Genomic DNA, 12,959 nt, shown 5'->3' with positions numbered 1-12,959 from the left:
GTGATACAAGCAGGAGTGGGCTTGTCTCACCCGGGAGGCCGTCATGATGGAGGTCCAACCCTTCGGTCCAGGCTCGATGCACTGGGACACCACCGGCGAATACCGCAATCTGCTCGTCGCCGGCAGCGCGCTGGTCATGCAGACGATGCACCCGGCCGTGGGCGCGGCCGTCGCCGAGCACTCCACGTACCGGGACGACCCGTGGGGGCGGCTAACCCGCACGCTCGTCTCGATCCAGAAATGGGTGTACGGCGGCGCCGAGGGCCCGGCGGAGGGCGAGCGGCTCAGGAGGTTGCACCGGCCGATCAGCGGGGTGGATGAGCTCGGCAGGCCCTACCACGCGCTGAACGGCGAGGCGTGGGCCTGGGTGCACCTGTCGCTGTTCGAGCGCTTCATCGCGCTCAACCGCTGCTTCGGCACCCCGTTCACCGTCGAGCAGGAGCGGCGGCTCTACGCCGAGTCGCGGCAGCTCGGCGCGATCCTGCGGGTGCCGGAGCGGGAGCTGCCCGCCGACCTGGAGGCGTTCTGGCGGTATTTCGACGCGATGGTGGCCGACCGGCTGGAGGCCCATCCGACCGCGCTCGACGTGCTGTCGGTCCTGCGCGGCACGCCGGCGCCGCCCCGGCTGCCGAGGCCGCTGCGGCGGTTGTGGACGCCTGTGGGGGTCGGATCGGGGGAGTTCAACTACTTCGTGACGGTCGGCACCCTGCCGCCCGCCGTACGGCGGAAGCTGGGGCTGCGATGGACGGCCCGGGAGGAGCGGCGGCTGCGGCACCTCGGGCACGCGGTGGCCGTGCTGACGCCGCGCCTGCCCGAACGCCTGAGGTACATGCCCATCGCCTACCACGCCCGCAAGGCCGCCCGCGGCACCCGCCGCCTGGAGCGGCACCTCCGCTCGGCGTGACCGCCGCTCGGCGTCTCAGCCTTCGAGGATGTCGCGGACGCGGACGCGGGCCTCGGCGAGCGCCGTACGCAGCTCCGCCAGCTTCTCCGGCGTCAGCCGGGCCTCGGACGCCTCCTGGCGGGCCTCGGCGACGAAGTCGGCCAGCAGCTCGCCCAGCTCGGCGTCGAGGTCGGCGCGGCTGTGCGGCGAACCCCCCAGCGTGGCCCAGACCTCGGACCAGATCCTGCGCCACTCCCCGCTGAGCCGCTCGCCCTCGTCCTGCCAGTGGTAGGCGTGCTCCATCCACTGCCGCTTCTGCTGCTCCTTGAGCCGCCTGAAGTCCTCCTTCTGCTGCTCCTTGAGCCGCCGGGTGTCCTCCTTGGCCCCCGTGCGGACGTCCTTGGCCATCCGCGTCAGCTCGTCGCGCAACGACCGGACCGTGTCGCGGACGTCCTCCTTGACCTCGCGGGCGATGTCGCGCACCGAGGCGGAGATCTCCTGCTCCAGGTCGTCGAGCTCGTCGAGCCGGGCGTTCAGCTCGTCGCGGCCCTTGTCGGTGATCGAGAACACCTTCTTGCCCTCGACCACCTCGTGCGTCACCAGGCCCTCCTCCTCCAGGCGGGCCAGGCGCGGGTAGATCGTGCCGGGAGAGGGCGAGTAGACCCCGAGGAAGCGGTCCTGGAGCAGCCTGATGACCTCGTAGCCGTGACGCGGGCTCTCTTCCAGCAGCTTGAGCAGGTACAGCCGGAGCCGGCCGTGACCGAAGACAGGGCTCATTCCTTCTCCCCCTTGAGCAGCGTGACCTCGCCGGAGACCGTGATCACCGACAGCGACGCCATACCGCCGCCCAGCCTGCCCGACATCGACTTCGCGCCGGGTCCGTTCGAGTTGAACAGTTCTTGGAACGCGCTGCTCAGCCTGCCGGAGGTGGACCTTACGTTCACGTCCGCCTCCACATTCTCCGGCAACCTGACCAGGACGTCACCGGAGACGCTGTTGAGCGTCACGTGGCCGGTCGGCCGCAGCGCCAGATCCGCCGTTATCCGGCCGGAGACGGTGTTCGCCCTGAGCCGGCGTGGGGTGCCGTCGGCCACGGTCAGGTCGCCCGAGACGCTCTTGAACGCCAGGTCGCCGTCCATCGCCCGGCTCTCCACGGCGCCCGAGACGGTCGTCGCGTTGACGTCGCCGCTGACGCCGTCGAGCACGACCTCCCCGGACACGCTCCTGACCTGCGTCATCCTCTCGAACCCGGCCACCACGGCGGGCGCGGAGACCACCCCGGCGTTGACGGTGCAGTGCTTGGGCACGGCGATCGTCAGGACCGTCCTGCGCCGGTCGCGCCGCAGCCAGCCGAGCAGGCCGTCCCAGGTGAGGTCCTTGTAGGTGATGGAGAGCTCCTTGGCGTCCTCGTCGTAGGTGACCAGCAGCGGGGATGCCGACTCGATCTCGGACACCTCGACCGTGGGCGGGCCGTCGCTGGCGAGCACGTCGAGGCGGCCGGCGACGATGCGCACGTCCAGCGCGTCCACTTGGCCGAACGTCAGCTGTTCGGGTCCGTCGATCGTCCACTGTTGCATGATCCCCCGCCCCTCTTGGCGACACGTTCCTTCTAGGTAACACGATATGTCGCGTTACCGGGAAACTCAAGATGTATCGCGTTGTCGACCCGCCCTGAGTTCCCTTGGGAGGGGCGCGGTGGGTGCGGCTTTGGGACCGGGGGGAGGGCGCGCTGGGGCGGGCTGTCAGTCGTCCTCGTCGTCGAGCCGCGCCAGCCAGGTGGCCAGCCGCTCGACCGGGATCTCGAACTCCGGGTTGAGGTCGACGAACTCGCGCAGTCGCTCGCCGAGCCAGAGCAGGCTGACCTCCTCCTCGCCCCGCCGTGCGACCAGCTCCTCGATCCCCCGATCGGTGAAGTACATCTTTCTCAAGTCCTCCTGAAACGGCAGTGAGCCCCCAGCCGGGGCCGGGGGCTCACTGTGTGTTGGTTCAGCCGAACAGCTCGTGGAGGATCTCCTCGAGCTCGGTGTCGTGCGAGTTGTGCGAGCCCGTGGCCGGCGAGCTGTTGGGGCGGCGCGAGACGCGCCGGATGGGGCGGCCGCCCAGCGTCTGCGGGTCCTCCGCCAGCTTGAGCGTCAGGTACGGCCACGGCCCCATGTTGGCCGGCTCGTCCTGCGCCCAGACCAGCTCCGCCTGCGCACCGTAGCGCGACAGCTCGGCCGCCAGCTCCTCACCCGGGAACGGGTAGAGGCGCTCGAGCCGGACGATCGCGACGTCGTCGCGGCCCGTCTTGTCGCGCCCCGCCGCCAGGTCGTAGTAGAGCTTGCCGGACGTGAGCACGACCCTGGTGACCTTGGCCGGGTCGACGGTCGTGTCGCCCAGGACCGGCTGGAAGGTGCCCGTGGTGAAGTCGGCCGCCTTGGACGTGGCCGCCTTGTGGCGCAGCAGCGACTTCGGTGTGAAGACCACCATCGGCTTGTGCCGCTGCGACTCCACCTGCCAGCGCAGGAGGTGGAAGTAGTTGGCCGGGGTCGAGGGCTGCGCGACCGTCATGTTGTCGAGCGCGCAGACCTGCAGGAACCGCTCGATGCGGGCCGAGGAGTGGTCGGGACCCTGGCCCTCGAAGCCGTGCGGCAGCAGCAGCACGACCGAGGACTTCTGGCCCCACTTCTGCTCGCCCGACGAGATGAACTCGTCGATGATCGTCTGGGCGCCGTTGACGAAGTCGCCGAACTGCGCCTCCCAGAGGACCAGGGCGTCCGGGCGGACGACGCTGTAGCCGTACTCGAAGCCGAGCGCCGCGAACTCGCTGAGCAGCGAGTCGTAGACGTAGAACTTCGTGGTGCCCTCGTTGAAGGTCTTGAGCGGCGTGTGGTCCGCGCCGGTCATCCGGTCCACCAGGACGCCGTGGCGCTGCGTGAACGTGCCGCGGCGCGAGTCCTGGCCGACCAGGCGCACCGGGTGGCCGTCGATCAGCAGCGAGCCGAAGGCGAGCGTCTCGCCCATGGCCCAGTCGATCGTGTCCGTCTCGACCATCTGGCCGCGGCGCTGCAGCACCGGCGCCAGGCGCGGGTGCGGCGTGAAGCCGTCGGGCAGGTTGAGCTGGGTGTCGACGATGCGCTTGAGCGTCTCGTCGCTGATCTCGGTCGGCGTGTCGTCGTGCGACCACTTGACGACCTCGGTCGGCGGCACCCGCATCGCGGCTGCCTCGGCCGGCTTCTTCGCCGCCTCGCGGGTCTCGGTGAACGCCTGCTCCAGCTTGGCCTGGTAGTCGCGCAGCGCCTGCTCGGCCTCCTCGACCGTGATGTCGCCCCGGCCGATCAGCGCCTCGGTGTAGAGCTTGCGGGTCGAGCGCTTGGCGTCGATCAGGTCGTACATCAGCGGCTGGGTGAAGGCGGGGTTGTCGCCCTCGTTGTGGCCGCGGCGGCGGTAGCAGATGAGGTCGATGACGACGTCCTTGCGGAAGGACTGGCGGTATTCGTAGGCCAGCTGGCCCACGCGCACCACGGCCTCGGGGTCGTCGCCGTTGACGTGGAAGATCGGGGCCTGGATCATCCGGGCCACGTCGGTCGCGTAGACCGAGGACCTGGACGAGGCGGGCGAGGTGGTGAAGCCCACCTGGTTGTTGACCACCACGTGCACGGTGCCGCCGGTGCGGTAGCCGCGCAGCTGCGACAGGTTGAGCGTCTCGGCCACGACGCCCTGGCCGGCGAAGGCCGCGTCGCCGTGGATGAGGACGGGCAGGACGGTGAAGCCCTCCTCGCCGCGCTCCAGGAGGTCCTGCTTGGCGCGGACGACGCCTTCGAGCACCGGGTCGACCGCCTCCAGGTGGGACGGGTTGGCGACCACGGAGGAGGTGATGGTCTTGCCGGCCGGCGAGGTGAACGTGCCCGTCGCGCCGAGGTGGTACTTCACGTCGCCGGAGCCGTGCGCCGTGCGCGGGTCGATGTTGCCCTCGAACTCGCCGAAGATCTGCGCGTACGACTTGCCCACGATGTTGGCCAGCACGTTGAGGCGGCCGCGGTGGGCCATGCCGATGACGACCTCGTCGAGGTCCTCGTCGGCGGCGTCGCTGATCACCGAGTCGAGCAGCGGGATCAGGGACTCGCCGCCCTCCAGGGAGAAGCGCTTCTGGCCGACGAACTTCGTCTGCAGGAACGTCTCGAACGCCTCGGCGGTGTTGAGCCGGGACAGGATGTTGAGCTGCTCGGCCCGCTCGGGCGACTTGTGCGGCTTCTCCACCCGCGCCTGGATCCAGGCCCGCTCCTCGGGGTTCTGGATGTGCATGTACTCGATGCCGACCGTGCGGCAGTAGGAGTCGCGCAGCACGCCGAGGATCTCGCGGAGCTTCATCAGCGGGCGGCCGCCGAAACCGCCCGTGGCGAACTCGCGCTCCAGGTCCCACAGCGTCAGCCCGTGGGACTGGATGTCCAGGTCGGGGTGCTTGCGCTGCTTGTACTCCAGCGGGTCGGTCTCGGCCATCAGGTGGCCGCGCACGCGGTAGGCGTGGATCAGCTCGATCACCCGGGCGGACTTCGACACGTCGTCGTCGTGGGAGGCCGAGACGTCCTGGACCCAGCGGACCGGCTCGTACGGGATCCGCAGCGCCTCGAAGATCTCGTCGAAGAAGCCGTCCTCGCCCAGCAGCAGCCGGTGGATCTGGCGCAGGAAGTCGCCCGACTGGGCGCCCTGGATGATCCGGTGGTCGTAGGTGCTGGTGAGCGTCATGACCTTGGAGACGGCCAGGCGCGAGAGCGTGTCGGGCGAGGCGCCCTGGTATTCGGCCGGGTATTCCATCGCTCCAACGCCGATGATGGTGCCCTGACCGGGCATCAGGCGCGGCACGGAGTGGACGGTGCCGATCGTGCCGGGGTTGGTCAGCGAGATGGTGGTGCCGGCGAAGTCGTCGACGCCCAGCTTGCCCGCGCGGGCCTTGCGGACGACGTCCTCGTAGGCCGACCAGAACTGACGGAAGTCCATCTCCTCGGCGCCCTTGATCGAGGGCACGAGCAGCTGGCGCTCGCCGTTGCTCTTCTGGACGTCGATCGCCAGGCCGAAGCCCACGTGCTCGGGCTTGATCAGCGTCGGCTTGCCGTCGACCTCCGCGAAGGAGTAGTTCATCTCCGGCATGGCCTTGAGGGCCTTGACGATCGCGAAGCCGATCAAGTGGGTGAAGGAAACCTTGCCGCCGCGACCCCGCTTGAGGTGATTGTTGATCACGATGCGGTTGTCGATCAGCAGCTTGGCCGGGATCGCGCGCACGCTGGTCGCCGTCGGGACCGTCAGCGACAGGTCCATGTTGGCGGCCGTGCGTGCGGCGGCGCCACGCAGCTTGACCTCCTCGGCGCCCTTGGGCACCGGGGTGGCAGCCTGCTTCGGCTTCTCGGCGGCCGGGGGCGCCTTGGGTGGCGCCTGCGGGGGAGCGGGAGCGGTCACGGTGCCGTTCGCCACCTCCCTGACCGGTGCTGCCCGGCCCGGTCCGGATTCAGGGTTGTAGTCAGCGAAGAAGTTCCACCATGCCTTGTCGACAGACTCGGGATCTTGGAGGTACTTCTGGTACAGCTCGTCGACAAGCCACTCGTTCTGACCAAAGCTTGCCAGCGGGTTTGTCCGCGACGACTCTGACGACACGGCGGAAATCGCCCTCTTCCGCAGATCGGCGTTGATGTTAGAGAACCTGTCCAAGGCTACTCGCCCGGACCGGCAGCGCGCGCCGAAGAGGCCGTGCCGCCTCGAACGATCCTCTCAGGACAGTGCAAAGAGGTCACGCCCCCCTAGTCAATCCGGGTGGTGCCGCAATTATTACTCTTTGGTATCAACAACACGACGGGTGGTTTATTTCCCGTGGGACACCAATCTGCTAGCGATCCGTACCTCTGGTGACATCTCGGACAGTAGGTCGGCCAGCTCCTCGCCTGCCTCCTTGAGCTCCTCCAGCGACATCGGCTCAAGGCGTTCGAGCAGGAAGATCGCGTTCGTGGTCTCCTCGGTGAGCCGGGTGCGCGCGACCTGACGCCAGTTCCACCTGCGGCAGGTGACGCCGACGTCGTCGCGCCAGATCACCTCGCCCGGCTCGGGCGTGCCGAGCGCCTCCTCGGACGCCTCGTCGCCGGTCGCCCGCAGCAGCCGGGCCGGGCCCACGTAGTGGTCGAGGTCCTCGCCGCCGATCGGCAGCGCGTGCTTCACGCTGATCGAGTTGTACGCGTCCACGGCCCGGTTGATCTCCGGCAGCGGCATCCTGCGGGTCAGGGCGTCGACCGAGGGCCTGGTCCGCTGCGGCTTGGCGCCGAACGCCCGGTAGGCGTCCTTCCAGGCGTCGATCTTGTCCGCCTGCACCTCGTACTCGGAGGCCGCCGCCAGCCACTCCCGTGACCGGTCGTCCGTGGGCCCGTTACGCAGGCCGTGCGCGGTCATGACCAGCACCGCGAAGTCGGGGCGCAGTGCGAAGACGGAGTCGTCCACCCAGATGTCGTCAAGCATTCCCACAGTTTAGAAGCCGCCAGGGTCGCAAAAATCTCTTTGCAAAATTACCTTTGTGGTTTACCGTGAAGTGCATGGCGGAGCAATACAAGATCAGTGACCCGCGGGTGCTCAAAGCGGTCTCCCATCCGCTGCGGGTGCGCCTGCTCGGCCTGCTGCGCACCGACGGTCCCGCGACGGCGAGCGAGCTGGGGCGCAAGGTCGGCGAGAGCTCGGGCGCCACCAGCTACCACCTGCGGGAGCTGTTCAAGTACGGCTTCATCGAGGAGGACGACGACCGGCGCGACGGACGCGAGCGCCGCTGGCGGGCGCGCCACAACTACACCTCGTGGGACGCCGGCGAGCTGTCCGCCACGGCCGAGGGCCGCGAGGCGGTCCGGATCATGCACCTGCGGCAGGCCGAGTTCGTCGGGCGGGTGCTGGGGGAGTTCGACCTCGACGGCTGGTCGCGCGACTGGGTCGAGGCGGCGGGGATGAGCGACGACATCGTCTCGCTGCCGCCCGCCGGGGTGCGCGAGTTCAACGCCAGGGCCGGCGAGCTGCTGCGCGAGCTCGCCGCCAAATACGCCGGCGATCCCGGGACCAGGCAGGTCAGCGCCTGGTACGGCGCCGTACCGCGATCCAAGGAGGAGGAGGAGTCGTGACCGCTCGTTCGGCCTTACGCCGCTACATGCTCGTCAGCTTCCTGACCTGGCTGCCCATGGGCCTGATGGTGGCCGCCCTGGTGCTGCTCATGACCGCGCGAGGGCTCAGCCTGGCGGAGGTGGGGCTGTCGGTGGCGGTGTTCTCGATCGTCACCGCCACCCTGGAGCTGCCGACCGGCGGCCTGGCCGACGTCCTCGGGCGGCGCGTGGTGCTGGCCCTCTCCGCCGCGTTCACCGTGGCCGCGCTCGCGCTGATCGCCGTCTCCACCACGTTCTGGATGTTCCTGGCCGGCAGCGTGCTCAAGGGCGTGGCCAGGGCGCTGTCCAGCGGCCCGGCCACCTCCTGGTACGTCGACACGCTCCACGGGATCGAGGGCCGCGATGCCGACCTCAAGCCGGGGCTGGCCAGGGGCGGCGCGATGGAGTCCGTGGCGCTGTGCGTGGGCGTGTTGGCGGGCGGCGGCCTTCCGCTCCTGGTGCCGGCGCAGGTGATCTTCCCGCTCGCCGCGCCGCCGCTGGTCGGCGCGGTGGCGGCGGCCGTGCTGCTGGTCGTGGTGGTGTTCGCGATGCCGGAGCCCGCGCACGCCCGCCGGTCGCTGTCGAGCGTGCTGCGCGAGGTGCCGGCCACGGTCGGGGCGGGCGTCCGGCTGGCGACCGGGGCGCCCGTGCTGCGCCGCCTGACGGCCGCCGCGGCGGCCTCCGGCGTGATCCTGTTCAGCATCGAACTGCTCACCCCCGGGCGGCTGGCCGCGCTGGCCGGCACGGCCGAGCTGGGCAGCCTGGCCTACGCCGTGGTCGCGGCGCTCGGGTTCGCCGGCAGCGCGGCGGGCAGCGCGCTCGCGCCCCGGGCGGCGCGGCTGGCCGGCGGGTCGGCCGGGGGCGCGATCGCCGGCACCGTGCTGGCCGCGCTGTCGGTCGGGTCGCTGGCCGCGACTGCGGGGCTCGGCGGCCCCGCGGGGCTCGCGAGCGCGGGGCTGGCGTACGTGACGCTGTTCGTGGGACTCTCGGTGACGGGCCTGCTCTGCCTGGAGATGACCCACAACGCGGTCAGCGCGGCCGAGCGCACCACCGTCACCTCGACCAGCTCGCTGTCGCTGCAGGCGGGCGGGATCGTGGCCAACCTCACGCTCGGCTCGCTGGCCGCTCAGTCGGGCGCACCCGTCGCGTGGGCCGGGGCCGCGCTGGTGGCGCTGGCCTCGGCCCTGCTGTTCGTACGGATGCCCGCGCCTACAGGCTCCAGTCGATCTCCGGCCCCACAGGCACGAGCCCACTCGGGTTGATGTTGGTCTGGGTGACGTAGTAGTGGCGCTTGATCTGGTCGAAGTCGGTGGTGTCGCGGAAGGCCGGGATCGCGTGGAGCCGCCGCGCGTACGCCCACAGCGCCGGATAGTCGATCAGCCGCCGGACCGAGCACTTGAAGTGCGCGTAATAGACGGCGTCGAACCTGGCCAGGGTCGTGTACAGGCGCACGTCGCTGTCGGTGAGGACGTCGAAGAGGTGCTCCGACTCGGCCAGGCGCACCTCCAGGAAGTCGAGCGTGGTGAAGACCCGGACCACGGCCTCCTCGTACACCTGCTGGTCACGGGCGAACCCCGCCTCGTAGACCGCGTTGTTGAGCCCGTGGTAGAGGCGGTCGTTCATGATGTCGATGTCGGGGCGCAGGCGTTCCGGATAAAGGTCGGGGGAGTTTCCCCACGACATTTCCAGATCGAGGGTGATCTGCGGGAAGTCGTTGGTGACGATCCGCTTGTCCTGGGTGTCCCAGATGCACGGGACGGTGTAGCGGCCCGTGTAGCCGGGGTCGGTCGCGTGGTAGAGCTCCGACAGGTACTCGGGGTCGCCGCCCGGGACGCGCCAGCCCTTCTCGTCGCGGATGGGGTCGACGATCGTGACGTCCAGCACGTCCTCCAGGCCGAGGAGGGCCCGGACGATCAGCACGCGCTGGGCCCACGGGCAGGCGTAGGAGGCGTAGAGGCGGTAGCGGCCCGGCTCGGGAGGGCCGAGGCGGTCGGTGAAGCGGTTGGGCTGCCGTACGAACCGGCCATCTTCGGAGAGCTCGCGGCGCAGCTTCATGACCCCTAGTAGAACATGATTCGGGCACAGAACTATATTCGGCATGTGTCGAAATTTGTAGTGACTCCCGCGAGCCAGGCGCAGCGGGAGGCGTGGGTGGGCGGGGCGATCCCCGAGGTCGAGCGGGTGCGTCCGGGGCTGTGGTCGGTCCCGGTGCCCATCCCCGTCAACCCCCTGCGGTACGTGCTGGTCTATGTCCTCGAACTGCCCGACGGGGTGGTGATCGTCGACGCCGGGTGGAACACCGACGAGGCGTACAACGCGCTCGTCGCCGGCCTCGGCGTGGCCGGGTACGCGATCACCGACGTCAAGGGCGTGCTCGTCACCCACATCCACCCCGACCACTACGGCCTGGCCGGGCGCATCCGCGAGATGTCGGGCGCCTGGGTCGCCCTGCACCCGGCCGACGCCCGTCTGATCCGCGAGCGCTACGACGACGAGGTCATCGACTCGCTCGTCGAGCGGGAGCGCGCGCTGCTGGTCCGCTGCGGCGTGCCACCGCTGACGCTGGACGAGCTGGCCGGCGCGTCCATGATGATCAGGCACGTGGTCTCGATGGCCAAGCCCGACCGGCTGGTCGAGGACGGCGACGAACTCGGCCTGCCCGGCTGGGACCTGAGGGCGGTCTGGACGCCCGGCCACTCGCCCGGCCACCTGTGCTTCGTCTCGCCCGAGCGCAAGCTGCTGTTCTCCGGCGACCGCGTGCTGGCGAAGATCACGCCCATCGTGGCCGTCCATCCCCAGTCGGGCCCGAACCCGCTGGCCGACTACCTCGACGCGCTGGCCGCCGTGCGCAAGCTGGACGTGGAGGAGGTGCTGCCGGCCCATGAGTACCGGTTCCTGGAGCTGGCCGAGCGGGTGGATTACGTGATGGCGCACCACGACGCGCGGCTGACGGAGATCGAGCAGGCCGTGGGCTCCCTGGACGGCGTCACGTGCTGGGACGTGGCCACCCGCCTGTCGTGGTCGCGGCCGTGGGAGACGATCCCGCCGTTCATGCGGCGCGCGGCCAACAACGAGACGCTGGCCCACCTGGCGTGGCTGGAGGCCAGGGGCCGCGTACGCCGCGAGTCCGGCGAACCGGACCTGTGGCTCCTGCCCTGACCCGGAGCGGCGAGGGCCAAGTGAGCGCGACCGTTCAACGCGTTATCGTAGCTCGTAACAGAATGTTGTTCTCCTGCGTGGGAGGTTCGATGCTTCGGTTCGATGACAGGGTCGCGATCATCACGGGGGCCGGGCACGGTCTGGGCAGGTCGCACGCGCTCCTGCTGGCCGAGCGGGGCGCCAAGGTCGTCGTCAACGACCTCGGGGGCGCGCTCGACGGCACGGGCGCCTCCGCGGGGCCCGCCGTCGACGTGGTCGAGCTCATCACGAAGAACGGCGGCCAGGCCGTCGCCAACGCCGACAACGTCGCCACCCCGGAGGGCGCCAGGGCCATCGTGCAGGCCGCCGTGGACGCGTTCGGCAAAGTGGACATCGTCGTCAACAACGCGGGCATCCTGCGGGACAAGTCGTTCGGCAAGATGACGGCCGAGGACTTCGACGGGGTGCTGGCCGTGCACGTACGCGGCTCGTACCTGGTCAGCCAGGCCGCGTACCCGCTGATGAAGGCGGCCGGCTACGGCCGCATCGTCAACACCTCCAGTCCGGCCGGCCTGTTCGGCAACTTCGGCCAGGCCAACTACTCCACCGCCAAGATGGGCCTGGTCGGGCTGACCAAGACGCTCGGCATCGAGGGCGCCCGCAACGGCATCAAGGCCAACGCCATCGCGCCCATCGCCTGGACCCGGATGACCGAGGCGCTGCTGCCGGCCGAGTTCGAGGCCAAGTTCACGCCGGAGCGGGTGAGCGCGCTGGTCGCGTACCTCGTGCACGAGTCGTGCGAGGCGAGCGGCGAGGTGTTCAGCGTGGGCGGCGGCCGGGTCGCGCGGGTGTTCGTGGCGGAGGGGCCGGGCTGGAAGACCGACGACCTCACACCGGAGGCCGTCGCGGACAACTGGGAGGCCGTCATGGCCGAGCAGCCCTACGTGCTCACGGCCGCCGACTCGATGAGGGCGATGCTCTAACGCCTGCGGGTCCCCGCCGCCGGGCACTCCACGTCGGCGGTGGGGATCACCCCGTCCAGCAGGTACGCGTCCACCGCCTCGTTGACGCAGCGGTCGCCCGTCCGGTACGCGGTGTGCGACCTGCCCTTCAGCGTCACCATGACCGAGCCGGAGAGCGTGGACCTGAGGTCCTTCACGTTCTCGTAGGGGACGACGGAGTCGCCGACGGTGCCCACGACCATGATCGCGGCGATCTGCCGGGTCGGATCGGCCAGCCAGGCGTCCCCTGAGACCGTGTCCCAGCCCGTGCACCGCAACCAGGACCAGGCCTGCCACGCGCCGAGGATCGGCGCCCTCTCCCGGGCGATCTCCGCCGCCTCCGCGATGCGCTCCGTCCTCGGCCGTGTGGAGGTGTCGTTGCAGTCGATCGCGGTGAAGGCGTCCCTGGAGAAGCCCTCGCTCTCCTCGAACTCCATGGCCGCGTCGTAGAGCGCCTGCCCGTCGCCCTCGAGCCCGTCCGCCAGCGCGCGGCGGAGCCGTGGCCAGTCGTCCGTGGTGTACAGGAGCTGGCTGATGCCTGCGGCCGCGAGGGCGTCGGTGAGCTTGCCGCCGGAGACGTTCTCCGGATTGCCGATCTCCGGCCCGCCCCCGGCGCCGGCCGCGAGGGCGTCCAGGACCATGCGGCGTACCTTGCTGGGGTAGAGCTGGGCGTAGGCGGCGCCGAGGCCGCCGCCGTAGGAGTAGCCGAAGTAGGTCAGCTCGGGCTCCTCCAGCGCCGACCGCAGGATGTCCAGGTCGCGGGCGGTCGCGTCGGTGGTGAGGTGCGGCACCAGTTGC

Annotated in this window: 12 protein-coding genes; 5 read left to right on the top strand and 7 right to left on the bottom strand. The window is 70.1% G+C overall.

The features are described 5' to 3' along the window. The first annotated feature begins 43 nt into the window (after positions 1-43). Positions 44-904, top strand: coding sequence for an oxygenase MpaB family protein (locus tag ABZS69_RS49270; RefSeq protein ID WP_355386442.1), 861 nt, complete (start codon positions 44-46; stop codon positions 902-904). Positions 905-919: 15 nt separating this feature from the next. On the opposite strand, the gene ABZS69_RS49265 is transcribed toward ABZS69_RS49270, so the two are convergent. The 5 genes from ABZS69_RS49265 to ABZS69_RS49245 form a co-directional block, all read right to left on the bottom strand. Next, positions 920-1,660: a helix-turn-helix transcriptional regulator gene (locus tag ABZS69_RS49265; protein WP_355386439.1), complete on the bottom strand. Its 741-nt coding sequence runs from the start codon at positions 1,658-1,660 to the stop codon at positions 920-922. After that, entirely contained in the window at positions 1,657-2,460 is an 804-nt protein-coding gene (locus ABZS69_RS49260) for a DUF4097 family beta strand repeat-containing protein (RefSeq protein ID WP_355386436.1), read from the bottom strand. Before ABZS69_RS49260 ends, ABZS69_RS49265 begins: the two co-directional genes overlap by 4 nt. Positions 2,461-2,625: 165 nt before the next feature. Then, positions 2,626-2,802: a DUF6104 family protein gene (locus ABZS69_RS49255; RefSeq protein WP_355386433.1), complete on the bottom strand. Its 177-nt coding sequence runs from the start codon at positions 2,800-2,802 to the stop codon at positions 2,626-2,628. A 67-nt stretch (positions 2,803-2,869) separates the two neighbouring features. Beyond that, the gene (locus ABZS69_RS49250) at positions 2,870-6,511 is read right to left on the bottom strand and encodes a multifunctional oxoglutarate decarboxylase/oxoglutarate dehydrogenase thiamine pyrophosphate-binding subunit/dihydrolipoyllysine-residue succinyltransferase subunit (protein ID WP_355386430.1); all 3,642 of its coding nucleotides are present in this window, start codon (positions 6,509-6,511) and stop codon (positions 2,870-2,872) included. Positions 6,512-6,715: 204 nt separating this feature from the next. Next, positions 6,716-7,360 (bottom strand): phenylalanine--tRNA ligase beta subunit-related protein, encoded by a 645-nt coding sequence (locus ABZS69_RS49245; RefSeq protein WP_355386427.1) that lies wholly within the window; start codon positions 7,358-7,360, stop codon positions 6,716-6,718. A 74-nt stretch (positions 7,361-7,434) separates the two neighbouring features. Between ABZS69_RS49245 and ABZS69_RS49240 the strand changes: the two genes are divergently transcribed. Beyond that, complete coding sequence (locus ABZS69_RS49240) at positions 7,435-8,004, top strand: winged helix-turn-helix domain-containing protein (RefSeq protein WP_355386424.1); 570 nt, start codon at positions 7,435-7,437, stop codon at positions 8,002-8,004. After that, positions 8,001-9,284, top strand: coding sequence for an MFS transporter (locus ABZS69_RS49235; RefSeq protein WP_355386421.1), 1,284 nt, complete (start codon positions 8,001-8,003; stop codon positions 9,282-9,284). Before ABZS69_RS49240 ends, ABZS69_RS49235 begins: the two co-directional genes overlap by 4 nt. Here the strand turns inward: ABZS69_RS49235 and ABZS69_RS49230 are convergent. After that, positions 9,232-10,077 (bottom strand): glutathione S-transferase C-terminal domain-containing protein, encoded by an 846-nt coding sequence (locus ABZS69_RS49230; protein WP_355386418.1) that lies wholly within the window; start codon positions 10,075-10,077, stop codon positions 9,232-9,234. The genes ABZS69_RS49235 and ABZS69_RS49230 overlap by 53 nt on opposite strands. A gap of 45 nt (positions 10,078-10,122) precedes the next feature. On the opposite strand from ABZS69_RS49230, the gene ABZS69_RS49225 reads away from it, so the two are divergent. Together ABZS69_RS49225 and ABZS69_RS49220 are read left to right on the top strand one after the other, a co-directional pair. Then, the gene (locus tag ABZS69_RS49225; protein ID WP_355386415.1) at positions 10,123-11,181 is read left to right on the top strand and encodes an MBL fold metallo-hydrolase; all 1,059 of its coding nucleotides are present in this window, start codon (positions 10,123-10,125) and stop codon (positions 11,179-11,181) included. A gap of 89 nt (positions 11,182-11,270) precedes the next feature. Next, a complete protein-coding gene (locus ABZS69_RS49220) occupies positions 11,271-12,143 on the top strand; it encodes an SDR family oxidoreductase (RefSeq protein ID WP_355386412.1) in 873 nt (290 codons plus the stop codon). On the opposite strand, the gene ABZS69_RS49215 is transcribed toward ABZS69_RS49220, so the two are convergent. Further along, positions 12,140-12,952 carry an alpha/beta hydrolase gene (locus tag ABZS69_RS49215; protein WP_355386409.1) on the bottom strand — a complete coding sequence of 271 codons (813 nt, stop codon included), beginning with the start codon at positions 12,950-12,952 and terminating at the stop codon, positions 12,140-12,142. The two genes, ABZS69_RS49220 and ABZS69_RS49215, sit on opposite strands and share 4 nt — an antisense overlap. Positions 12,953-12,959 lie beyond the last annotated feature (7 nt).

It is taken from the genome of Nonomuraea sp. NPDC005650 (assembly GCF_040605375.1).
Lineage (GTDB): Bacteria > Actinomycetota > Actinomycetes > Streptosporangiales > Streptosporangiaceae > Nonomuraea.
The sequence above is the reverse complement of the archived record's forward strand: the minus strand, read 5'-3'. Positions and strand labels throughout refer to the sequence as shown.

Coding starts and splice junctions, on each gene's coding strand:
- ABZS69_RS49265 (WP_355386439.1), bottom strand. CDS start 1,660: ATGAGCCCTGTCTTCGGTCACGGCCGGCTCCGGCTGTACCTGCTCAAG.
- ABZS69_RS49245 (WP_355386427.1), bottom strand. CDS start 7,360: ATGCTTGACGACATCTGGGTGGACGACTCCGTCTTCGCACTGCGCCCC.
- ABZS69_RS49220 (WP_355386412.1), top strand. CDS start 11,271: ATGCTTCGGTTCGATGACAGGGTCGCGATCATCACGGGGGCCGGGCAC.
- ABZS69_RS49230 (WP_355386418.1), bottom strand. CDS start 10,077: ATGAAGCTGCGCCGCGAGCTCTCCGAAGATGGCCGGTTCGTACGGCAG.
- ABZS69_RS49240 (WP_355386424.1), top strand. CDS start 7,435: ATGGCGGAGCAATACAAGATCAGTGACCCGCGGGTGCTCAAAGCGGTC.
- ABZS69_RS49260 (WP_355386436.1), bottom strand. CDS start 2,460: ATGCAACAGTGGACGATCGACGGACCCGAACAGCTGACGTTCGGCCAA.
- ABZS69_RS49270 (WP_355386442.1), top strand. CDS start 44: ATGATGGAGGTCCAACCCTTCGGTCCAGGCTCGATGCACTGGGACACC.
- ABZS69_RS49255 (WP_355386433.1), bottom strand. CDS start 2,802: ATGTACTTCACCGATCGGGGGATCGAGGAGCTGGTCGCACGGCGGGGC.